Here is a 22108-nt window from a genome sequence, read left to right as displayed (position 1 = left end):
GGCCGATCAGAGTTCCAAACGCTCGATCATGCGCTTGGTGATCAGACATACGCCATTGTCGGTGCGGCGAAAACGCTGCCCGTCCAGAACGGGATCTTCTCCCACCACCAGTCCTTCGGGGATGCGCACGCCGGAATCGATGATCACCCGGCTCAGCCGCGCGTGACGACCGATGTTGCAGTAAGGCAGGATCACCGCTTCGTTGACGGAGGAGTAACTGCCCATCTTCACGCCGGTAAACAGCAGCGAGCGCCGCGCCAGCGATCCGGAGACGATGCAGTCCTGACTGATCAGCGAGGAGATCGCCTCGCCCCTGCGCCCTTCCTCGTCATGCACGAACTTGGCTGGCGCGGCGACGACGGTGTCGGTCCAGATCGGCCAGTCGCGATCGTACATGTTGAGTTTGGGCACGGTGTCGGTGAGGTCGAGGTTGGCGTCGAAATAGGCGTCCACCGTGCCGACATCGCGCCAGTATTCGCCGATTTCCTCGGCCGCGCGTATGCAGGAATTGGTGAAGCGGTGGGCCTGCGCCTTCCCGTGCTTCACGATGTAGGGGATGATGTCCCCCCCGAAATCGCGCTTGGAATCGGGTTCGGCGGCATCGCGGCGGAGTTGTTCGAACAGGAACTCCGTATCGAAGACGTAGATGCCCATGGAGGCCAGGCAATTGTCCGGATCGCCGGGGATCGTCGGCGGATCCTTCGGCTTTTCCAGGAACGAGGTGATGACGTCGTCCTTATCGACATGCATCACGCCGAACGCGGTCGCCTCCTTCTTCGGCACGACCAGACAGCCCACGGTAACATTCGCGCCGGAGTTGACGTGCTGTTGCAGCATCAACTCGTAGTCCATCTTGTAAATGTGGTCGCCCGCCAGGATCACCATGTACTTGGGGCTGTAGGAGGCGATGATATCGATGTTCTGGAACACCGCGTCCGCCGTACCTTCGTACCACAGCATTTCGGAAATGCGCTGGCTGGCTGGCAGGATGTCGAAGCTTTCGTTGCGCTCCGGCCGCATGAAGTTCCACGCGCGGTTCATGTGGCGGATCAGGCTATGCGCCTTGTACTGCGTCGCCACGCCGATGCGGCGGATGCCCGAATTGATCGCATTGGACAGCGCGAAATCGATGATGCGGCTCATGCCCCCGAAATAGACCGCAGGCTTGGCACGATTGTCGGTCAATTCGGCAAGACGACTGCCCCTTCCCCCCGCGAGCACATAGGCCATGGCGTCGCGTGCAAGCGGCGATCCGGAGGTACGCATCTCAATCACTCTCCCTTGCAGACAGCGGGCCCGACGGTGGGCCGCATCCTCAGTCTTCGAATTCCAGCATGATGGTCGACAGCGGCGGCAGCGTGACGGTGGCATGGCCATCGGCGGCCTTGACGGCGCCCAGATTGCCCTTGCCGCTGCCGCCGTAAGTCAGCGCATCGGTGTTCAGCACTTCGTTCCAAGTGCCCGCCAGCGGCAGTGGCAGGCGATAGCCGGTCAGCAGCGCCGGGGTCATGTTGGAGATCACCGCGATGGGCTTCGCATCGGGCGTTTTGCGCAGCCACGCGAAGACCGAATTCTCGGCATCGTCCACCACCAGCCATTCGAACCCGTTACCATCGCAATCGCCGGCGTGGAGCGCGGGTTTGGTGCGGTAGAGCGCGTTCAGGTCCTTCACCAGATTGCGCACGCCTTCGTGCGCCGGGGCATCGCGCAGCTCCCAATCGAGCGCGCGTTCCTCGCTCCATTCGCGGCGCTGGGCGAATTCCTGCCCCATGAACAGCAGCTTCTTGCCCGGATAGCCCCACATCATGCCGTAATAGGCGCGCAAGTTGGCGAACTGCTGCCAATCGTCGCCGCTCATCTTGCCGAGCAGCGAACCCTTGCCGTGGACCACCTCGTCATGGCTGAGCGGCAGCACGTAGTTCTCGCTGAAGGCGTAGGTCAGCCCGAACGTGATGTCGTTATGGTGATAGCGACGATGCACCGGATCGCGGCCCATGTAGCGCAGCGTATCGTGCATGAAGCCCATGTTCCACTTGAAGCCGAAGCCCAGCGCACTGGCGCGCTTCCCATCGTCCACTTCGTAAGCGGGTTGCGTCACCCCCGGCCATGCGGTCGATTCCTCGGCAATCGTGATGACGCCGGGATGCTGGCCGTAAAGCGCGCGGTTGACGGCGCGCAGGAAGTCCACCGCCTCCCAGTTCTCACGCCCGCCCTGCGCATTGGGGATCCACTCGCCTTCCTTGCGCGAATAGTCGCGGTAGAGCATCGAGGCGACGGCATCCACGCGCAGCCCGTCCACGTGATAGCGGTCCGCCCAGAACAGCGCATTGTTGACCAGGAAGCTCACCACCTCGCGCCGGCCGAAGTTGTAGATCAGCGTGTTCCAGTCCGGCTGGAAACCCATGCGCGGATCGGCATGTTCGTAAAGCGCCGTGCCGTCGAAGCGGACGAGGCCGTGCTGATCGGTGGGGAAATGCGCGGGCACCCAATCCAGGATCACGCCAATCCCGGCCCGGTGCGCGCCATCGACGAAGCGCGCAAAGCCCGCCGGTTCGCCGAAGCGGGCGCTGGGCGCATAGAGCCCGGTGGTCTGGTATCCCCATGACGGATCGTAGGGATGCTCGCTGATCGGCAGGAATTCGATATGGGTGAAGCCCATCTCCACCACATAGGGGATCAGCCGGTCGGCCAGATCGTCCCAGTTGAGGAACCAGTTGAACCGGTCACGCTGCCACGAACCGGCGTGAACCTCGTAGATCGAGACCGGCACCTTGCGCGGATCGACTTTGGCCCAATGCGCGCGGTGCGCCTCGTCCCCCCAATCCAGCTTGGCCGGGTGCGCGGTCATCGAGGCAGTGGCCGGGCGGATTTCCGACATGAAGGCGAAAGGATCGGCCTTCAGCGGCTGCTCAGCGCCGTCCGCACCGATGATGTGGTACTTGTAGGCGCGGTAATCGGCGATGTCGGGGATGAAGATCTCCCACACGCCGATGTCCTTGCGATCGCGCATGACATGGCGGCGCGGATCCCAGTCGTTGAAATCGCCGACGACACTGACCAGCCGGGCATTGGGCGCCCAAACCGCGAAGTGGACGCCGCCCGCGCCCTCATGGGTGATGATATGCGCGCCCAGCTTGTCGAACAGGCGGAAATGCGTACCCTGCGCGATCAGCAGATCGTCGAGCGGCCCCAGCACCGGCCCGAAGGTATAGGGATCGGTAACCAACCATTGATGCTGGCCGTCCGAACAGCGGTAGCGGATCGGCTGCGGCTTAGCGATCAGGCGGCCTTCGAACAGGCCGCGATCGTCCACTTTGCCCAGCATACCCAGCCGCCGCCCGTCCAGGCTGAACGCCTCGACATCCTCGGCCCCGGGCAGGATCGCGCGGACGAAGGTGCCGTCAGGTCCGGGCAGCACGCCCAGAAGCGAAAACGGGTCGACATGAACGCCTTGAAGGAGAGCTTCTATCGCACTTTCCGGTGGTTTCAGACTGTCCCTTGGCGTCACAGAACCTTCCAGATCTCTCTCGCATATTCGGCGATTGTCCGGTCGGACGAAAACCACCCGACATTGGCAATATTGCGTATCGTTGCCGCGCGCCAGCGTGAAGTATCTTCCCACCAGGCATCAACCGAACGCTGCGCGGCGGCATAACCGTCGAAGTCGGCTGCGCACATGAACCAGTCATGGTCATAGATGCCGCCGATCAGATCCTTGTATCGATCGGGATCATCGGGAGAGAATACGCCCGAGGATATGGCGGTCAGCGCCTGACTCAACTCACGTGATCCGTCGATGACTTCGCGGGGATTGTAACCGCTGGCGCGCTTCTGGGCCACTTGATCGGCAGTCAGGCCGAAGATGACGATATTGTCGTCCCCCACATGGTCCTTGATCTCGACATTGGCGCCATCGAGCGTGCCGATGGTCAGTGCACCGTTCAACGCGAACTTCATGTTGCCGGTTCCGGAGGCCTCCATGCCTGCGGTCGAAATCTGTTCGGACAAGTCCGCCGCCGGGAAGATCCGCTCACCCAGACTGACGTTGTAGTTGGGCACGAAGACCACCTTCAGCAGCCCGCCCACCGAAGGATCGGCATTGACGCGCCGGGCGATGTCATTCGCCAGTTTGATGACCAGCTTGGCGTTGTGATAGCTGGGCGCCGCCTTGCCCGCGAAGATCTTCACGCGCGGCACCCAGTCCCGCTCCGGATGGCTGCGGATCTGGTCGTAGAGCGCCACCGTCTCGATCAGATTGAGCAGCTGGCGCTTGTATTCGTGGATGCGCTTGATCTGCACGTCGAACAGCGCATCGGGATCGAGCCGCACGCCCATGGTCTTCTTGATGTAGTCCGCCAGCGCCACCTTGTTGGCGCGCTTCACTTCCGCCACGCGCTCGCCCAGTTGCTTGTCGTCGGCATGGGCGTTGAGGTCGGACAGCTTCTCCGCGTCATCCAGGAAGCCGTCACCGATGGCATCGCGGATCACGCGGGTCAGGCCCGGATTGCACTGCTGCAGCCAGCGGCGCGGGGTGACGCCGTTGGTCTTGTTGTTGATCCGCGTGGGATAGAGCCGGTGGAGATCGGCGAAGACCGTCTCCTTCATCAGTTCCGTGTGCAGCGCGGCCACGCCGTTCACCGAATGCGATCCCACGAAAGCGAGGTTCGCCATGCGCACGCGCCGCTCGCCGCCCTCATCGATCAGCGAGATCGCCGCGATCTGCGCATCGTCGCAGCCCGCCTTGCGCGCCTCTCGCAGCACGCGGCTGTTGATCGCGTAGATGATCTGCATGTGGCGCGGCAGCATCCGCTCGAACAGCGGCAGCGGCCAGGACTCCAGCGCCTCGGGCAGCAGGGTGTGATTGGTGTAGGACACCGTCTGACGGCAAATGTCCCACGCCTCGTTGAACTCAAGGCCGTTTTCGTCGACCAGCAGCCGCATCAGCTCCGCCACCGCGACCGAAGGGTGCGTGTCATTCAGCTGGATCGCCACCTTCTCCGGCAGCGTGCGGATATCGCCTTCGTACTGGACGTGGCGGCGTACGATGTCCTGAATGGAAGCGGCGGTGAAGAAATACTCCTGCCGCAGCCGCAGTTCCTGCCCGGCGGGACTGGAATCGGCGGGGTAGAGCACGCGCACCAGACTATCCGCCCGCACCTGCTCCGCCAGCGCGCCGAAATGGTCGCCGGCGTTGAAGGCATCGAGCTTGATCGGATCGAGCGGGCTGGCCGTCCACAGCCGCAGCGTGTTCACCCGCTTACCGCGCCAGCCGACGATCGGGGTGTCGATCGCGGTCGCCTCGACCTGTTCGGCCGGGTGCCAGAACACGCCCTCGCCCTCTGCCACCACTTCGCCGCCGAAGCCGATGCGGTACGTGCTTTCCACCCGCTCGAACTCCCACGGATTGCCGTGGGCGAGCCATGTCTCGGGCAGTTCGACCTGCCAGCCATCGTCAACGCGCTGGCGGAACATGCCGTTCTTGTAGCGGATGCCATAGCCGTAGGCCGGAATGTCCAGCGTGGCGAGGCTCTCCATGAAGCAGGCCGCCAGACGTCCGAGGCCGCCGTTGCCGAGCGCCGCATCGGGCTCAAGCTCTTCCAGTGCGGCAAGGTCCAGCCCGTGCGCGGCCAGCGCCTTCTCGAACTCGCGCGTCATGCCCATGTTCGAAAGCGCGTCGCGCAGCAGGCGACCGATCAGGAACTCCATCGACAGGTAATAGACCCGCTTGCCGCCGGTATCGTACGTGCGCCGCGTGGATTCGAACCACCTGTCGATGATCTTGTCGCGCAGGGCCAGGATCGATGCGGTGTACCAGTCGTACTGCTTGGCCGCGCGCTCATCCTTGCCGACGCGGTTGCGCAGCACGCTGACGATGTGCTTGTCCATCTCGGACGGGGTTTGCACGGACGCCAGAGGGCCCGCATCGGAGACGGAACCGGAAGTGTCTGACACAGGATCGGTAGCCACGGGCACACTCCTGAACGGGCCGACCGCCGGACAGAAAATCGCCAGACGGCAGCAGTTTACGTCATCGTCAGGATGCCTGGCTGCGCCAGCATCCCTATCCCTTCCCGACTTCCTCCCCCATGGCTAGCACAGCGTTGCAGAGCGGCAAGAGCCATTGTGCGCTGCCGCAAAAAATTCGCCAGCCCGCCGCACCGATGCTATAGCGGCACGCTCCGCCAGCCTTCGCGAAAGGTGCGCATGACCCTGGACCATACCCCTGCGGATACCCCTCTGGGCGAGCCTGCCGAAACATCGCCTGACTCGTCCGCCCGCCCATGGTGGCAGGGCGCGGCGATCTATCAGATCTATCCCCGTAGCTTTCAGGACAGCAATGGAGACGGCGTGGGCGATCTGGCCGGGATCACCCGCCGGCTGGACTATGTGGCGGCGCTGGGCGTCGATGCGATCTGGATATCGCCCTTCTTCACATCCCCGATGCGCGATTTTGGCTACGATGTGGCCGATTACTGCGGGATCGATCCGGTGTTCGGTACCATGGCCGATTTCGACGCGCTGGTCGCCCGCGCGCACGAACTGGGCCTGAAAGTCCTGATCGATCAGGTCTACGCCCACACTTCGGACCTGCACGCATGGTTCGCGGACAGCCGCCAGAACCGCGATAATCCGAAAGCCGACTGGTACGTCTGGCAGGATCCGAACGAGGACGGCACCCCGCCCAACAACTGGCAATCCGTGTTCGGCGGCCCGGCATGGACCTGGGACGCGCGGCGGCGGCAATATTACATGCACACGTTCCTCAAGGAGCAGCCGCAACTCAACATGCACAACCCGGAGGTGCAGGACGCGGTGCTGGCCGTCGCACGGTTCTGGCTGGAGCGCGGAGTGGACGGCTTCCGGCTCGACGCGCTGAACCACGCGATGCACGATCCGGAACTGCGGAACAATCCGCCCGCCCCCGAGGACGGCCGCGCGCGCAGCCGACCTTTTGACTACCAGATCAAGAAGTACAGCCAGTCGCACCCCGGCATGGTCGCAGTGGTCGAAAAACTGCGCGCGGTCTGCGACGAATTTCCCGGCGTCCACACTGTCGCCGAGATCGGCGGCGATCATCCGCAAGCTGACCGGCGCGCCTATACGGCAGGCGATCACCGGCTCAACAGCGCCTATGGCTTCGACTTCCTCTATGCCCCCGCCCTGACGGCCGGGTTCGTGGCCGAGACGCTGGCGCGCTGGGAACTCGCTCCCGGAGAAACCGGCGGCTGGCCGAGCTGGGCTTTCGAGAACCACGACGCTCCCCGCGCCGTCTCGCGCTGGTGTACGCCCGAGGATCGCCCCGCTTTCGCTCGCGTAAAGATGGCGCTGCTCACGGCGCTGCGCGGCAATGTGATCGTCTATCAGGGCGAGGAACTGGGGCTGGTTCAGGACGAGATTCCTTTCGAGCAATTGCAGGACCCGGAAGCCATCGCCAACTGGCCGCTCACTCTCTCCCGCGACGGCGTGCGCACGCCGTTCCCGTGGGAAGAGACCGCATCGGGCGGCTTCACCACCGGCGCGCCGTGGCTGCCGATGTCCGGCGAGAACCTCGCGCGCGCCGCTGCGGTGCAGGAAGCCGATTCGGAATCGTTGCTACACTTCACGCGCCATCTCCTGTCTCTGCGAAAGGCGATCCCCGCGCTCCACCACGGCAGCCTGATCGACTGCACGGCCGACGGTTCGCTGCTGACTTTCGAACGCGACGCGGGGACCGCGCGGGTGCGCTGCCTGTTCAACCTCTCGGCGGAACCGATAGACCTGCCCGAACCGGCCGAGGGCATGATCGTGCTCTCGGTAAACGGCGCCGATCACGATCGCTTGCCCGCGTACGGCGCGCTCTGGCTGGGGATCGCCTGAGGCCTGCGCTCAGGAAATCGGATTTGCCGCGCGATCCTGCCCGCGGGCGGCAAATTCTCTCTATAATAAGTATACTTACTGATCCCACCGCGAACGTCGAGACAGCCTTGCGCGCGTTATCGCGGGGGTCGGCACCACATCGCGGGTTTGGCATGGTTCTCAAGCGCATATCGCCGTCGCAAGTCGAATTGGGGATGTACATCCAGTCCTTCCACGGCAACTGGCTGCGCCACCCGTTCTGGCGCGCGCAGTTTCTGGTGGAGGATGAGGAACGACTGGAAACCGTCCGGAACAGCGAACTCGACGCCGTCATCATCGACACCGATCGCGGCGCCGACGTTCCCGCCGAAGACCCGCCCGCCCCCGCGCCGACCGTGCCGTTCCACATGCGTCCGGTGCAGCGCCGCATGGCCTCTGTCCCGCCGCCCCGGGGTGCGATCATCGCCAACGGCGCCTCGCTGCGCTCCGGTCCGATCCCGATCAGCCGCGAATTCGGCAATGCCCGGCTGGTGGCCGGCAAAGCCCGCAAGACGGTTTCCAAAGTCTTCCTCGCAGCCCGTCTGGGCAAGGCGCCGCGCGTGATCGAAGTCGCCCCGGTGGTCGATGACATCCATGCCTCGATCGAGCGCAATCCTTTCGCTTTCTCCGGCTTGATGCGCTGCAAGTCCGACAGCGAGCCGGTCTATCGCCACATGCTGGCGACCAGCGCGCTGATGGTCTCGCTGGCGCGGCAGATGCGGTTGCCCCCGGGCGAATCGCGGCTCGCCGGGATGGCCGGGCTGCTGCTCGACATCGGCGTGGCCCGGCTCGACGTGGAGATCGGCGAAGAGGCTGGCGGCATCGCCCGGCTCGATCCCCGGCTCTGGGAGCGCCACACCCTGATCGGCCGCGACCTGCTGGAAGCCGCCGGCGACATGCCCGATGCAGTACTGCACGCGGTGGGCCGTCATCACGAACACCTTGACGGCAGCGGCCGCCCGCTTGCGCTGGTCGACCTGGACCTCGACCTGTTCTCGCGCATGGCGGCGATTTGCGATTTCTACGACCTCGCCTGCTGCGGCGCCCTGACCGGCACGGTGGAAGACCCGTCGCACGTGCTGGCCCACATGAGCGAGCGGCCGAACCTCTACGACGCCGAGATCGTCGCCCGCTTCATCGAGGCGGTGGGCGTCTATCCGATCGGCTCGTTCGTGACCTTGCGCTCGGGCCGCATCGCCATGGTCGTCGATCAGGACCCCGAGGCGCCGGAATTGCCGACCGTCCACGCGTTCTATTCGGCTGAGACCGGGCGTCACGTCGGCGGGCACACCATCGCGCTGGCCCATTGCTATGGCGAGGATGCGATCATGGGTGTGGCCCGGCTGGAAAACTACGCCCTGCCCCCGGCCAGTACGCTGCGCGAGCGGATCTCGGCGCAGATCCAGCGGATGGTTTAGTTCGCGCGGAATGGTGGGTGACCAGCGGGGATTCTGATCCAAGACTTACCTTTCCGGATGCGCCAAAATTGCGGAAGCTGGGATGACGATGGAGAAATGGCAGTTCCCCGCGCATCGTCATCCTGAACTTGTTTCAGGATCCATCTTGCGACCCGTGCCGCGTTTTGATCGGCAATGCGCGCTCACCACGCTCTTCCCCACCCGTTCGGAACAGGTCGCGGAATGGATCCTGAAACAAGTTCAGGATGACGTGAAGGGGGAGGAAGTTTCGCATCTTCCCAAATCTGGCTATTCTGCGCGATCCGCCGCCAAAACAACCACCCCCACTTTCCAATTGATTGACTGACTGACCTGACCTCCCAACCCGCTCAGGCTGAGCTTGTCGAAGCCCCGGGCGGCGTAGCGCTGATCCAGCATCCTTCGACAAGCTCAGGATGAGCGGGATGAGGGAGAGCCAGCCCTAGACAAGCTAAGCAAAACACCCCCGTCGCCCCCGCGCAGGCGGGGGCCCCGCTTTCTTGCGGCATGGAGCGGAGAAGCGGGGTCCCCGCCTTCGCGGGGACGACGAGTGAGGCTCAATCCAAAGAACGTGCGAGCAATCCGCCCCTCACCCCGGCTGCTGCGTCCACTCCACCCGATACAGGTCGAACCGCCGGTCCTTCAGGTTCTGCACCGCGCCCGCCTGACGCGCCGTCAGCAGTGCGTCCAGACTGAGGTCGGCAATCGCGATCGTCTCCGTATTGGGCGCGGTATCGGCCGCCACGCCGTCGCGCGCGAAGGGGAAGTCCGAAGGCGTCAGGATCGCGCTTTCGGCATAGTGCACGTCCATGTTCTCCACGTTCGGCAGGTTCCCCACCACGCCCGAGGTGACGACATAGCACTGGTTCTCCACCGCCCGCGCCTGACAGCAGTAACGAACCCGCAGGAACCCGCGCCGCTCGTCGGTGCAGAACGGCACGAACAGCATCAGCGCGCCCTGGTTGACGAGGTGGCGGGCCAGTTCCGGGAACTCGCTGTCGTAGCAGACCATCACCCCGATCGGCCCGCAGTCGGTGGGGATCACATTGGCGCCATAACCGCCCTTGATGTTCCACCACTTGCGCTCGGACGGTGTGGGATGGAGCTTCTGCGTCTCATGCACCGCTCCGTCGCGCAGGAAGGTATAGGCGATGTTGCGGATCTCGCTCTTGCTGCCGCCCAGCTTCACGCGGGTGGGATGCGATCCGCCGACGATGTTGATGTTGTAGCTCACCGCCATGCGCTGCATGAATTCGACGAAGCGCTCGGTATAGGTCGCGATCTTTTCGATGGCCTGCGCCGGTTCCAGCTTGGTTTCCTCGATCGAGAGCAGTTCCAGCGTGAACAATTCGGGGAAGACCACGAAGTCGCTCTCGTAATCGGCGGCGACGTCGATCCAGTATTCGACTTGTTCCTCGAACTGGTCGATGGTCTCGATCTTGCGCATCATGAACTGGACGGTGGCGACGCGCACGCTGGACGGCACGCGCTCCTTGAAGCCCGGGATCGCCTTGCCGGTGTCGCGCGGGGCGAGCGGGTTGGTCCAGTACATGATCACGGCGTTACCGCCGCTCTCGCGGTCATTGGGCAGATAGTCCGGCAGGATCCCGCGCGGCTCGTAGCCCTCGTTCATCTGGAAATTGATGACCTGATCGCGCAGCTTCTTGTTCTTCACCGCTTCCAGATAGTCCGCCGGGTTCGGGTACTGGCGCTTGCGGCGCGAATAGCCGGGCATGCGGCCGGCGAAGGCAATGCCTTTCAGCTCGAAATACTGGCAGACTTCCTTGCGCTTGCGATAGAGCCGCTGGCCGATGCGCAGGCGCCGGTAGTCCGGATCGACGCAGACCTCGAAGCCATAGAGCACGTCGCCCCCATCGGCGGGCGGGCGGCCGTAGCCGCCGTTGCTGATCTCTTCCCAGGTATGCGGGCGAAAAGCCTGATCGGCGGTGACGATCATAGTCGCGCAGTGGCCGACCACTTTGCCTTCGTACTCGGCGACGAACTGGCCTTCGGGAAAATTGATCACCTGCCCGCGAATTTCGGCGCGGGTGAAGCCGTCCGGCTTGCCGTAGACCTTGGTGGAAAGCCGGGCGATGGCGGGCGCATCGGCAACCGTCGCGGGGCGGATGATGAGCTTGGCTTTGATCTGATCCATGAGCCAAGGTTTACGCGCGGGAGGGCCAGCGGTTCCAGCCCCGAAAGCGAGTCTTTTTCGTTGCGTGGCGGGATATTTCCGGCCCGCCGATGGTTCTATCGGGCAAAGGAGAAAGATCATGAGCGCCGCCCTCATCGCCCTTGCCCTGTTCGGCTGTAGCGACGACGGGTCCGCTTGCGAGCGCCTCCCCATTCCCGTCCAGACTTACGAGACTCGTGCCGCTTGCGCTGCGCGGCTGGACGATGCGCTGGCCACGCAGGACGCCCTGCGCGCCGATGCGCCTACCGTCTATGCCCAGTGCCTGACGACGCGCCAGCTTGCCGCGCTCGGCAAGGGCACGGTCGATCTGACGCGGTTCAACGATGTGCGGTTTGCCGCCCGATAGGAATGGCAAGATAGAGAACGCAACCCGGCGCGGACTTCCGGGGAAACGGCGCAAGCCGTCTGGAGGGAAAGCTCGGGGATACGGGGGCGCCGGATCGGCCCGGGGCCCCCGTTTCATTTGTGAAGAGGTTTGGAAGTTCCTCCCCTGCAAGGGGAGGTGGCAGCGCGAAGCGCTGACGGAGGGGTATCACCGCCAGCGTGGGACACCCCTCCACCACCCTTCGGGTGGTCCCCCTCCCCTTAGAGGGGAGGATACAGAAACAAATCAGCCCCGGCCGCGATAACCCGGCACGCCCTGATCGGGCACCCACAGACCTTCCGGCGCCGCGCCGGACTGCCAGAACACGTCGATGGGAATGCCGCCGCGCGGGTACCAATAGCCGCCGATGCGTAGCCAGCGAGGCTTCATCTCGTCGAACAGGCGCTGGCCGATGCCGACGGTCACATCCTCGTGGAAGCCGTTGTGATTGCGGAATGCGCCAAGGAACAGCTTGAGGCTCTTCGATTCGACGATGGTCGCCTCCGGCGCGTAGTCGATCACGAGATGCGCGAAATCGGGCTGGCCGGTCACCGGGCAGAGCGAGGTGAACTCCGGCGCGGCGAAACGCACCAGATAGAGGCTGCCCTGACGCGGGTTGGGCACATAGTCGAGCACGGCTTCCTCGGGCGATGCGGGCAGATGGCTCGCCTGGCCGAGGTGCAGCGGGGTCATGGGGGTTTCGGTCATGCCGCCTTGATAGGTTCGCGCGCGGACTCGTTCAAGGCGCGCGCTATATCCGTACAAACTCGTTCGGCGGATTTGTCCGCAGCCACCGGTTCGGCTATGATGGCTCTCGTCTCGTCGCGGCGGCACCATACATTAACACAAGGTTCAGCGCCTGCCCGCTTCCGCGCTGGAGGGATGATGCGGGGCAAAATGACAAGAACTGGTACTCTTTCGGTAAATGCGGCGCTGGCGGGCGCCCTGATCGTGGCCGGCTACGCCGTGCCCGCGTCGGCGCAGGCCACCTGGAGCCTGCCGCCCGGACCCAACGCCACCGATACACCGCGCCCGCAGGGCCCGGTCGATGCGCAGGCCCCGGTCGTGCGCCCAAGCGACGCGCCTTCCGAAGCGCCGCGCCCGGCACCGAGCCCGCCCGTCCTAGTCGCCGCGCCGCCGCCCCCGGCGTCCGCCAAGCAGGCACAGACGCCTGCTCCGGCTCGTCCGGAACCGCGCGCCACCGCTACACCGGCACCGCAGAAGGCACCCCAAGTGGCAATGCCCGCACCGGCCGCCGCCAGCCCGCAACCTGCGGCGACGCCGGAAAGCACCTCGTCCTTCGTCCCGGCACCCGCCGCCAGCGAGACCCCCGCGCCTGCGCCCTCCGTGGCCGCACCGGCAGAAACCGCGCCTGCTGCAACGGCAGAGCACTGGCCCGACTGGTGGTGGGCGATCCCGATCGCGCTGCTGCTGGCGGCTGGCGGCATCGTCGCCCTGCTGCGCCGCCGCACCGCGCCGGCCACCGCATGGGCCGAAGCCGGCCTTGAACCGGAAGGCGAAGAAGAGGACGCTCCCAAGCTGGCGGAAGCTCCGAAGCCAGCGCCTGCCCCCGTTACGCCTGCCCCCATCACTGCTGCCCCGCGTCCGGCGCCCGTCGTGCCGCCCGCGCCAAAGCCGCTGACGTCCGCCATCGTTTCGCCTTTGCCGAAGGCCGCTCCCTTGGCGCGTGCCGAATGGGCGCTCGAACCCGTGCTGCTGCGCCAGTCGCTGGTCTATGCGACGTTGCAGTACCGGCTTGCGCTGACCGCGCCCGCCTCGGGGCTGGCCGAGGGCGCGTCTGTCGCGGCCGACATGATCGCCGCCCATGCCTCGCTCTCGCAGACCGAACAGCTTGCACCCGATCCGGCCTCGGTACCGCTGCGCCACCGCTTCGGGGCGCTCGAACCCGGTGAGACGCGCGAAGTGAAGGGCGAGATCCAGTTGCCGCTCAACGCCATCCGCGCGGTGCGGCAGGGCGATGCCGCGCTCTTCGTGCCGCTTGTGCGCCTGTTCCTGACGCTGCCCGACGGTACGATCGAGCGTCGGGTGTTCTCGCTCGGCCAGCCGGGTACGGGCGCGGGCCTTGCGCCGCTGCGCGTGGACACCGGCCCGCGCGACCATGCGCCGATCCTCGCCCGCGAGATCGAGGGCGCTCGATCGATCGGCGGCGCTGCGCCTTCCGGGGTTCCGGAAGCGGCGGAATAGGCCATCGGCCCTCTCGACCCCCGCTGATGCCCGGACTAGGGTTTCCCGCCGAGCTGCGGAGATTCCCTTGAGCGACTTCGAAAATATCGACGACCTGTCCCCCGCCACCAAGCTGGTCGCGGGCGGCCGCCGCAAGGACTGGACGGGGGCGGTCGTCAATCCGCCGGTCTGGCGGGCGAGCACGCATCTTTACGAGAACACTGCCGCGCTGGCCGAAGGGCCGCGCCATAACGAGGACGGCCGCTTCTTCTACGGCCGCCGCGGCGCGCCGACGCAGTGGGCGCTCTGCGATGCCCTCACCCAGCTTGAGCCCGGCGCGGCGGGCACCGTGATCTATCCTTCCGGCGTCGCCGCCATTGTCGGCGTCATGCTCACCCTGCTGCGCCCCGGCGACGAATTGCTCATCACCGACAATGCCTATGACCCCACCCGCTCGATGGGGCTCGGCCTGCTGACCGACTTCGGCGTGACCACGCGGTTCTTCGATCCGCTCGACCTTGCCGCTTACGAGGCCGCCTTCACGGAGCGCACCCGCGCGGTGATGCTGGAAGTGCCCGGCAGCCTGTCGATGGAAGTCTGCGACGTGCCCGCGCTGACCCGCATCGCCCGTGAAAAAGGCGCGATCTCGGTGCTCGACAATACCTGGGCCAGTTCGCTCGGCTTCCAGGGCCTGCGCAAGGGCGCCGATATCACGGTGATGGCGCTGACCAAGCATGTCGGCGGCCATTCGGACCTGATGATGGGCTCTGCCAGTGCCGGGCCGGAGCTTTACGCCAAGCTGCGCAATCGCGCGCAGCAGCTGGGCAACGTGGTCTCTCCCGACGACGCGGCGCTGGCCCTGCGCGGGCTGCGCACGCTGGGCGTGCGGTTGAAGCAGGGCGCCGAGACAGCGCTGAAGATCGCCCGGTTCCTCGCCGACCGATCCGAAGTGGCGCAAGTTCTCTGCCCGATGCTTCCCGACGCATCGGGCCATGACCTGTGGCTGCGCGATTTCACCGGCGGGTGCGGCCTCTTCAGCGTAGTGTTCAAGGATGTGAGCATGGCCCAGCGCAATCGCTTCGTCGACGCGCTGCGGCTGTTCGGGATCGGCTATTCGTGGGGCGGCTTCGAAAGCCTCTGCATCCCCATCGCGCCGGCCGGCTATCGCTCGATCATGCCCTGGCCGCCCGAGACGGAAAACCCGGAGGACCGCCCCAGAAATTCACAGGGCGTGCGCTTCTCGATCGGCCTTGAGGACGCGGGCGACCTGATCGCCGATATCGAACAGGCTCTGGAGGCGATGAAAGCCACCTAGGTCTCACCGCCGTTTTTGGCGGGCATGCATTCGAATTTGATGACGAGCCGCCAGATCCATCACTTCGTCGCCCCCGCGAAGGCGGGGGCCCCGCTTTCTTCTGCAACCTCTCGTATGCCGCAAGAAAAGCGGGATCCCCGCCTTCGCGGGGATGACGGGTTTTGGGGCTGGCGTTCGGACTGGGAACAGGCGTTCCGCCAGAACTAACCCGGTCGTCACGCCGCCACGCGGCGCGGCTTCTCCATTTCCAGACGGTTGCGGCCCTTGGCCTTGGCGCAGAACAGCGCCAGTTCCGCACGCTCGATAGTGCTGTCCAAACTCTCTGCGATCTGGGCGACACTGCCGCTGGCGGTGATCGCCATGCGGCTTTCGCCCACGGTCTGGCGAAGATCCGCCAGCGTCGCCACCACGCGGCTGCAGATCGCCTGCGCCTGTGAGGGACTCGTGCGCGGCAACAGCACCGCAAAGCGCTCCGATCCGATGCGCGAGATCAGATCGTCGCTCCGCAGCATCTCGCGTAGGAGGTCGGCGAAGACGCGCAGCACATCGTCGCCGGTGTGCTGACCGTACTTCATGTTGATAGTGCGGAAGAAATCGATCGAGAACATCGCCAGACAGCCGTCCATCCCGGCATCGACCATGTGTTCGAGCATCGAGATGAAAGCCGCGCGATTGGTCAGGCGCGTGAGCGGATCGGTGTAAGTCGCCGCGAAAAGCTGGTCCTTGAGCACCCGCTTCTCGTCGATGCTGCGCATGACCGCCAGCGCGCCGTACACCGTGCCTTGATCGTCGCGCAGCGCGCGGGCCTGCAATTCGAACCAGGTGTCGCGGTCATCGTTCGAGACGGCGGGAAATTCGACCCAGCGCTCCGTCTGTTGCCCGGCCAGTGCCGCATCGAGTTCGCGCGCCACCGCCGCCCGGGCGCTGTCGGCCACGAGATCGAGCACATGCGGCCCGATCCGGTCCGCCTGCAAGCGCACGCCAAGCCGCTCTATCCCCGGCGAGGCATGGACGATGAAACCGTCACTATTGGTCTTGAGTATGACGTCCGACGTGGCCTCCGCAAGAAGACCGTACAGCGTCCAAGATTCCTGGAATGTGAATTCCATTCCCATGCATAGTGCCCCGGTGCCGATGGATCGCAAAACGATCGCAAGGAACAAACGGCCTCCCGAAGCGAGCAGTTAGCAGACGCGCACCCATGGAAATGAGTAAAACTGACTACCAATCGAACGACTTCGAGCGACCCAAACAACGCCTCAAGCGCAAATTACGTTAGCCCTGTTATCTAACACACTTTGTCTTAAGTAATTGTTATTCCTATATTTACCATTGGGTAACTGAGTCGCAAAGGCGTTTCTCGGAAAAGACACGCCTCTTTTCAGCCCGAATCAGGACAAGATCACAATTCGATCATGATCTTGATCTTGTCGGGCGTGGTCTCCACCGCGGCAGCGATCTGTTCGCGGCAGCGGGCAATGAGTTCGGGAAGCCCGGCGACAGTACGCCCCGGACGCAGTTCGGACGTGCCCACACCCAGCTCGCGGGCGATCGCATCGAGCCGCTCCTCGATCGGACGGGCACGGCCCTGCTCCCAGGCCCAGACGGTGGGCTTGCTGACTCCCAGCCGCATGGCGAGTTCGCCCTGCGTCAGCCCGCGCTCCTTGCGCAGCCGATGCAGACGCTCCCCAAGGCTTTCCCCGCCGATGGCCGCCGGGGCATTGCCGCCGGTCCCACCAGTGGAGACATCCGGGAAGCCATTCGTGGGAAGCTCGAAGCCGGGCTGGACCGCACTGCGCAATTGCGCCGCGCTCAGCGCCGCCCTTGGCAGCACGCGGTCGAACGCGCAGCCGTAGAGCTTGCCACTGGACCAGACCACGCGTGCGGGCGTGAGCCCCACCTCGGGCAAGTCCAGCTCGATCGTCTCGCCGGGTGCGAGCACGGAATCGCTTTCAAGAAGCAGCCCCGTCTCGGAAAAATTGTGAACCAATACGGGCATATCCCTGGCAGTGGCACTCGATCCTTGCGTTTCGAGCATCAGCTTGCGGCGGGGTGCACGTATGCGGTCGCCGTCGGTCATGACAGCTGCGGGGTTAACTTCGAAATGTGCCTCAATGGGCATTGCGCGATCTCCAGGAGGCGCAAGGCTCTCCTCCCTGGGTTAAGATTCCGTTAGCGCACCGGCTAATCATCACCGGAACACGGCTAACCACTTACCCACCCTATCCACCTGCGATCGCAGTCTTAGAACCCACAGTTCACTTGTAGACAGAAGGAGGTAAGCCTGGACAGCATCTTGCGACCACCCGCACCAGATCTGCGCCAGATCAATTGAAGATCAATTGACAATTATCCGCGACGTTCCTTATCTATTTTTACTAATGCATATTCACCATAACTCGAAATTTTCCAGCCACATCAAAAGCTTGATAGAGTTCGACATGCATTCGCCGCACTCGGGACGTCGAGTCCTGTGCATTAAACACGTTTTATCGTAGAGCACAGTTCGGAAAAACCGAGAGTGCACCCGTAAAATATTCCGGAGCAGAGCCGGAATGCGGCGGGGATCGTTGCAACCGAAAACATTTTCCAGAGCCCCTAAAGCCGCTCTTGCCCCCTGCAAAGCCATTCTGGCTGGCATCGGCCTCATGGGGGGACCATGTGCGCCACCATGCAACCGAATCCCGCTTCCATTGGCCGAGTCTTTCTGGTCGGCGCCGGCCCCGGCGATCCGGACCTTCTGACCCTGCGCGCCGCGCGGCTGGTGATGAATGCCGCGCTGATCGTGCATGACGGGCTGGTCGATCCGGCGATCCTGTCGATGGCGCGCCCTTCCGCCCGTCTGATCTCGGTGGCCAAGGCCCGTTCGCGCCACACCATGAAGCAGGAGGAGATCAACGCCCTCCTCGTGCGCGAGGCGCTGGCCGGTAGCGACGTCGTGCGCCTGAAGGGCGGCGATCCCTTCGTGTTCGGCCGCGGCGGCGAGGAAGCCGAAGCCTGCCGCGCCGCCGGAGTTCCGGTGGAGGTCGTGCCCGGCATCTCGTCCGCGTTGGGCGCTGCCGCCGCCGCGCAGATCCCGCTGACGCACCGCGACCATGCCTCGATCGTCAGCTTCGTGGCGGGCCAGTGCAAGGGCCTGACCGATCAGGACTGGTCCGGCCTTGCCGGCAAGGGCCGGACGCTGGTGATCTTCATGGGCCTTGCGACCGCCGCCCAGATCACCGAAAAGCTGATCGCGGACGGCCTGACGCCCGACGTTCCCGTCGCGGTGATCGAAAAGGCCACGCGGGGCGACATGCGCGTGCTGCGCGCGTCGCTTGCGGGCCTTGCAGACCTTGTTGAGCGGGAACGGGTGGCCAGCCCCGCGCTCATCGTCATCGGCGCTGTCACCGCGCAGCCCGATACCATCGTAAGCGCAACAGCGCTGGAGGCAGTACAACAGTGAAGATCCTGACGGGCAACGACCTCAAGACCGGGGCGGTCATCTGGTGGACCGGCGTAAGCTGGTCGCTGGATGTCAACGATTCCGCCGACGTGGGCGAGCATGGCGCCGCCCTTGTCGCGCGTGAGGAAGGGGCCCGCAATGTCGTCGGCGCCTATATCGTCGATGGCGCGAAGACCGATGAAGGCGTGCGCCCAGCCCATATCAAGGAGCGTATCCGCGCTCTCGGGCCGACCGTTCGCCCCGATCTGACGCTCAAGCCGTCCGACCCCGAAGCCGTGAACTGGGTGATCTGATGTACAAGTATGACGAATACGACCAGCAGATGGTCGACACGCGCGTCGCGGAATTCCGCGATCAGGTGCGCCGCCGCCTTGCCGGTGACCTTACCGAGGACCAGTTCAAGCCGCTGCGCCTGCAGAACGGCCTCTACCTCCAGCTGCACGCCTACATGCTGCGCGTCGCGGTGCCCTACGGCACGCTGAATTCCGCGCAGATGACGCTGCTGGGCGATATCGCGGACAAGTACGACCGCGGTTACGGCCACTTCACCACCCGCCAGAACATCCAGTACAACTGGATCAAGCTGGAAGACACGCCCGACATTCTGGCCGAACTCGCCAAGGTGGAGATGCATGCCATCCAGACCAGCGGCAACTGCATCCGCAACATCTCGTCCGATCAGTATGCGGGCGCGGCTGCGGAAGAAATCGTCGATCCGCGTCCTTACGCCGAACTGCTGCGCCAGTGGTCCAGCTTCCACCCGGAATTCCTGGTACTGCCGCGCAAGTTCAAGATCGCCGTCATCGCGTCGGAAACCGACCGTGCGGCGATGCGTCTGCACGACATCGGCATCAAGATGGTGAAGAACGACGCGGGTGAGATCGGCGCCCAGTTCTACGCCGGCGGCGGCATGGGCCGCACCCCGATGATCGCCCCGCTGATCCGCGAATTCGTGCCGCTGGACCAGCTGATCACCTATTCGGAAGCGTGCCTGCGCGTCTACAACCGCTATGGCCGCCGCGACAACAAGTACAAGGCGCGCATCAAGATCCTCGTCCACGAACTGGGCCGCGACGAATATGTCCGCCAGGTGGAGGAAGAGTTCGCGCACCTGCTGACCCAGCCGATCGAGCCCCCGCTGGCCGAGCTGGAGCGGATCAAGACCCACTTCGTCGATCCCGGCTTCGAGGCCGGCGCCTCGGACGATCTGGACCTGACCGATCCCGACTTCCGCCTCTGGGTGGAGCGCAACACGCACGCCCACAAGCAGGCGGGCTATGTGATCGCCACGGTTTCGCTGAAGCCTGTGGGCGGTATCCCCGGTGACGCCACCGGCGAACAGATCCGCCTGATGGCCCAGTTGGCCAAGGACTACAGCTTCGACGAACTGCGCGTGACCCACGCTCAGAACATCGTCTTCCCGCACGTGAAGAAGGCCGACCTCTACACCGTGTGGCAGGCGCTGGACGCGGCCGGCCTGTCGACCGCTAATCTCGACACCGTGGGCGACATCATCGCCTGCCCCGGCCTCGACTATTGCGCTCTGGCCAATGCCCGTTCGATCCCGGTGGCGCAGAAGATCTCCGAACGCTTCGGCAGCGCCGAACGTCAGGCCGAACTGGGCGAGCTGAAGCTGAAGATCTCCGGCTGCATCAATGCCTGCGGCCACCATCACGCGGGCCACATCGGCATCCTCGGCGTCGACAAGAAGGGGCTGGAAAACTACCAGCTCCTGCTGGGCGGCAGCGAGGGCGCGGACACCTCGCTCGGCCAGATCACCGGCCCCGGTTTCACCGAGGACGGCGTGGTCGATGCCATCGAAAAGGCCACTGAAGTCTATCTCGCCAACAAGCAGGGCGAGGAACGCTTCCTCGACACCTATCGCCGTATCGGCATGGCCCCGTTCAAGGAAGCGATCTATGGTTGATTCCGCCACCACCGCTTGTGCTGAGCTTGTCGAAGCACGCTGCAATCCGTTCACCCTTCGACAGGCTCAGGATGAGCGGGGGCTCCATGGTTGATGTGCAATTCCGCTTTCGTGAAGACGAAGCGGTCAACGATCCGGCAGTGACCGTCGATTCCTTCGGCGAGCAGTCCAACGCCACCGCCGTCCGCATCGAGCCCGGCGACGACGCGCGCGACTTGCTGCCGCATCTGAACCGTCTCTCGCTGGTGGAAGTGAGCTTCCCCGCCTGGACCGACGGCCGTGGCTACTCCTCGGCCCGTATCCTGCGCGAAGCGGGCTATGCGGGCGAACTGCGTGCCGTGGGCGATCTCGTGATCGACATGCTCTCGCACCTCAAGCGCTGCGGCTTCGACGCCTTCGCGCCCGACAAGGCCCTCAACGAGCAGGACGCGCAGAATGCGTTCGACCGTTGGGAGAACGTCTACCAGGCCACCGGCGTCGATGGCCGCCAGGCGATCTGGGCCAAGCGCCACGGCTGATTTCCACCTCAATAACCGGAAAATCGCCGTCAAAAGGGACCACCCGATGACCCGTACCGAAGTGACTCGCATTCGCGACCTGATCGACACCGGCCCTCGTTTCGACGAGGCCGATGCCGTGCGCCTGAACCGCCTGTTCCGCGGCACCGACACGAACGAAATGCTCGAAACGGTTCTCAAGGAAGGCATGGCCGGCGATATCGCGATCGTGTCCAGCTTCGGTGCGGAATCGGCGGTGCTGCTGCATCTCGTCGCCTCGGTCGATCCTTCGGTGGCGGTGCTGTTCCTGGAAACGGGCAAGCACTTCCCCGAAACGCTGGCCTACCGCGACCAACTGGTCGATCGGCTGGGCCTGACCAACCTGATCAACCTGCTGCCCGACGCGGAAGAACTGGCGAAGAAGGACGAGAGCGGGCTGCGCTGGTCCTACGACCCGGACGGCTGCTGCGAGATCCGCAAGGTGAAGCCGCTGGAAAAGGCGCTGCTGAACTACGACGCCTCCTTCACCGGCCGCAAGGCGTTCCAGAATTCGACCCGCGCCACGCTGCCGCGCTTCGAGATCGACACGACCGACGCGCAGGGGCGCCTGAAGGTTAACCCGCTGATCGACTGGAACCCGGACCGCATCGCCGCCTATATCGCCGAGCACGACCTGCCCCCGCATCCGCTGGTGGCGCAGGGCTATCCGTCGATCGGCTGCATGCCCTGCACCAGCAAGGTGGCGGCAGGCGAAGACCCCCGCTCGGGCCGCTGGCGCGGGTGGGACAAGACCGAATGCGGCATCCATGTCGCCCATCCCACGACGGACCACACCGACCAGAACGCGCCGGAGTTCGGTCTGGATCTGTGA

At 64.6% G+C, this 22108-nt stretch carries 18 protein-coding genes; 11 read left to right on the top strand and 7 right to left on the bottom strand.

The features are described from left to right. Positions 1-6: 6 nt before the first annotated feature. Genes glgC through EDF56_RS16015 form a run of 3 tightly spaced genes read right to left on the bottom strand, consistent with a single transcriptional unit; the run spans position 7 to position 5886 of the window. On the bottom strand, positions 7-1266 hold the full coding sequence (gene glgC, locus EDF56_RS16025) for a glucose-1-phosphate adenylyltransferase (protein ID WP_132389170.1): 1260 nt from the start codon (positions 1264-1266) through the stop codon (positions 7-9). A gap of 49 nt (positions 1267-1315) precedes the next feature. Next, a complete protein-coding gene (gene glgB, locus EDF56_RS16020) occupies positions 1316-3490 on the bottom strand; it encodes a 1,4-alpha-glucan branching protein GlgB (RefSeq protein WP_132389594.1) in 2175 nt (724 codons plus the stop codon). A gap of 14 nt (positions 3491-3504) precedes the next feature. Beyond that, positions 3505-5886, bottom strand: a complete 2382-nt coding sequence (locus tag EDF56_RS16015; protein WP_132389592.1) for a glycogen/starch/alpha-glucan phosphorylase — start codon at positions 5884-5886, stop codon at positions 3505-3507. Positions 5887-6204: 318 nt separating this feature from the next. On the opposite strand from EDF56_RS16015, the gene EDF56_RS16010 reads away from it, so the two are divergent. From EDF56_RS16010 to EDF56_RS16000, 3 genes are all read left to right on the top strand, one after another. Continuing rightward, positions 6205-7857: an alpha-amylase family glycosyl hydrolase gene (locus EDF56_RS16010; protein WP_132389168.1), complete on the top strand. Its 1653-nt coding sequence runs from the start codon at positions 6205-6207 to the stop codon at positions 7855-7857. A 152-nt stretch (positions 7858-8009) separates the two neighbouring features. Then, on the top strand, positions 8010-9293 hold the full coding sequence (locus EDF56_RS16005; RefSeq protein WP_132389166.1) for an HD-GYP domain-containing protein: 1284 nt from the start codon (positions 8010-8012) through the stop codon (positions 9291-9293). An 82-nt stretch (positions 9294-9375) separates the two neighbouring features. Continuing rightward, positions 9376-9639, top strand: a complete 264-nt coding sequence (locus EDF56_RS16000; RefSeq protein ID WP_132389164.1) for a hypothetical protein — start codon at positions 9376-9378, stop codon at positions 9637-9639. A gap of 261 nt (positions 9640-9900) precedes the next feature. Here EDF56_RS16000 and EDF56_RS15995 read toward each other — a convergent pair whose 3' ends face one another. Then, positions 9901-11466 (bottom strand): bifunctional GNAT family N-acetyltransferase/carbon-nitrogen hydrolase family protein, encoded by a 1566-nt coding sequence (locus tag EDF56_RS15995; RefSeq protein WP_132389162.1) that lies wholly within the window; start codon positions 11464-11466, stop codon positions 9901-9903. A gap of 118 nt (positions 11467-11584) precedes the next feature. Between EDF56_RS15995 and EDF56_RS15990 the strand changes: the two genes are divergently transcribed. Then, the gene (locus EDF56_RS15990; RefSeq protein WP_132389160.1) at positions 11585-11851 is read left to right on the top strand and encodes a hypothetical protein; all 267 of its coding nucleotides are present in this window, start codon (positions 11585-11587) and stop codon (positions 11849-11851) included. A 264-nt stretch (positions 11852-12115) separates the two neighbouring features. Here the strand turns inward: EDF56_RS15990 and queF are convergent, their stop codons facing one another. Beyond that, positions 12116-12577: a preQ(1) synthase gene (queF, locus tag EDF56_RS15980; protein ID WP_207904722.1), complete on the bottom strand. Its 462-nt coding sequence runs from the start codon at positions 12575-12577 to the stop codon at positions 12116-12118. A gap of 189 nt (positions 12578-12766) precedes the next feature. Here queF and EDF56_RS15975 point away from each other — a divergent pair, with 189 nt between their 5' ends. Both EDF56_RS15975 and metC read left to right on the top strand, forming a co-directional pair. Further along, positions 12767-14074 carry a hypothetical protein gene (locus EDF56_RS15975; RefSeq protein ID WP_132389156.1) on the top strand — a complete coding sequence of 436 codons (1308 nt, stop codon included), beginning with the start codon at positions 12767-12769 and terminating at the stop codon, positions 14072-14074. A gap of 61 nt (positions 14075-14135) precedes the next feature. Beyond that, positions 14136-15368: a cystathionine beta-lyase gene (metC, locus tag EDF56_RS15970; protein WP_132389588.1), complete on the top strand. Its 1233-nt coding sequence runs from the start codon at positions 14136-14138 to the stop codon at positions 15366-15368. Between the two features lie 215 nt (positions 15369-15583). Here the strand turns inward: metC and EDF56_RS15965 are convergent, their stop codons facing one another. Then, the gene (locus EDF56_RS15965; protein WP_243652634.1) at positions 15584-16477 is read right to left on the bottom strand and encodes a GGDEF domain-containing protein; all 894 of its coding nucleotides are present in this window, start codon (positions 16475-16477) and stop codon (positions 15584-15586) included. A gap of 293 nt (positions 16478-16770) precedes the next feature. Then, on the bottom strand, positions 16771-17448 hold the full coding sequence (locus EDF56_RS15960) for a helix-turn-helix transcriptional regulator (protein ID WP_243652633.1): 678 nt from the start codon (positions 17446-17448) through the stop codon (positions 16771-16773). Between the two features lie 591 nt (positions 17449-18039). On the opposite strand from EDF56_RS15960, the gene cobA reads away from it, so the two are divergent. The 5 genes from cobA to EDF56_RS15935 all read left to right on the top strand — a co-directional run bounded on the left by cobA (position 18040) and on the right by EDF56_RS15935 (position 22108). Beyond that, positions 18040-18813: a uroporphyrinogen-III C-methyltransferase gene (gene cobA / locus EDF56_RS15955; protein WP_132389150.1), complete on the top strand. Its 774-nt coding sequence runs from the start codon at positions 18040-18042 to the stop codon at positions 18811-18813. Next, positions 18810-19106: a DUF2849 domain-containing protein gene (locus EDF56_RS15950; protein WP_132389148.1), complete on the top strand. Its 297-nt coding sequence runs from the start codon at positions 18810-18812 to the stop codon at positions 19104-19106. Before cobA ends, EDF56_RS15950 begins: the two co-directional genes overlap by 4 nt. Beyond that, positions 19106-20740: a nitrite/sulfite reductase gene (locus EDF56_RS15945; protein WP_132389146.1), complete on the top strand. Its 1635-nt coding sequence runs from the start codon at positions 19106-19108 to the stop codon at positions 20738-20740. Before EDF56_RS15950 ends, EDF56_RS15945 begins: the two co-directional genes overlap by 1 nt. An 86-nt stretch (positions 20741-20826) precedes the next feature. Continuing rightward, positions 20827-21258: a DUF934 domain-containing protein gene (locus EDF56_RS15940; protein WP_132389144.1), complete on the top strand. Its 432-nt coding sequence runs from the start codon at positions 20827-20829 to the stop codon at positions 21256-21258. A gap of 46 nt (positions 21259-21304) precedes the next feature. Beyond that, positions 21305-22108: a phosphoadenylyl-sulfate reductase gene (locus EDF56_RS15935; protein WP_132389142.1), complete on the top strand. Its 804-nt coding sequence runs from the start codon at positions 21305-21307 to the stop codon at positions 22106-22108.

It is taken from the genome of Novosphingobium sp. PhB165, assembly GCF_004341845.1.
Taxonomy (GTDB): Bacteria; Pseudomonadota; Alphaproteobacteria; order Sphingomonadales; family Sphingomonadaceae; genus Novosphingobium.
Note: the sequence above shows the minus strand (reverse complement) of the source record. Positions and strands in the feature narration are given on the sequence as shown.

Coding starts and splice junctions, on each gene's coding strand:
- EDF56_RS15960 (WP_243652633.1), bottom strand. CDS start 17,448: ATGACCGACGGCGACCGCATACGTGCACCCCGCCGCAAGCTGATGCTC.
- EDF56_RS15975 (WP_132389156.1), top strand. CDS start 12,767: ATGACAAGAACTGGTACTCTTTCGGTAAATGCGGCGCTGGCGGGCGCC.
- glgC (WP_132389170.1), bottom strand. CDS start 1,266: ATGCGTACCTCCGGATCGCCGCTTGCACGCGACGCCATGGCCTATGTG.
- EDF56_RS15945 (WP_132389146.1), top strand. CDS start 19,106: ATGTACAAGTATGACGAATACGACCAGCAGATGGTCGACACGCGCGTC.
- EDF56_RS15940 (WP_132389144.1), top strand. CDS start 20,827: ATGGTTGATGTGCAATTCCGCTTTCGTGAAGACGAAGCGGTCAACGAT.
- cobA (WP_132389150.1), top strand. CDS start 18,040: ATGCAACCGAATCCCGCTTCCATTGGCCGAGTCTTTCTGGTCGGCGCC.
- queF (WP_207904722.1), bottom strand. CDS start 12,577: ATGACCGAAACCCCCATGACCCCGCTGCACCTCGGCCAGGCGAGCCAT.
- EDF56_RS15990 (WP_132389160.1), top strand. CDS start 11,585: ATGAGCGCCGCCCTCATCGCCCTTGCCCTGTTCGGCTGTAGCGACGAC.
- EDF56_RS15935 (WP_132389142.1), top strand. CDS start 21,305: ATGACCCGTACCGAAGTGACTCGCATTCGCGACCTGATCGACACCGGC.
- EDF56_RS15995 (WP_132389162.1), bottom strand. CDS start 11,466: ATGGATCAGATCAAAGCCAAGCTCATCATCCGCCCCGCGACGGTTGCC.
- EDF56_RS16000 (WP_132389164.1), top strand. CDS start 9,376: ATGACGATGGAGAAATGGCAGTTCCCCGCGCATCGTCATCCTGAACTT.
- EDF56_RS16015 (WP_132389592.1), bottom strand. CDS start 5,886: ATGGACAAGCACATCGTCAGCGTGCTGCGCAACCGCGTCGGCAAGGAT.
- EDF56_RS15965 (WP_243652634.1), bottom strand. CDS start 16,477: ATGGAATTCACATTCCAGGAATCTTGGACGCTGTACGGTCTTCTTGCG.
- EDF56_RS16010 (WP_132389168.1), top strand. CDS start 6,205: ATGACCCTGGACCATACCCCTGCGGATACCCCTCTGGGCGAGCCTGCC.
- EDF56_RS16005 (WP_132389166.1), top strand. CDS start 8,010: ATGGTTCTCAAGCGCATATCGCCGTCGCAAGTCGAATTGGGGATGTAC.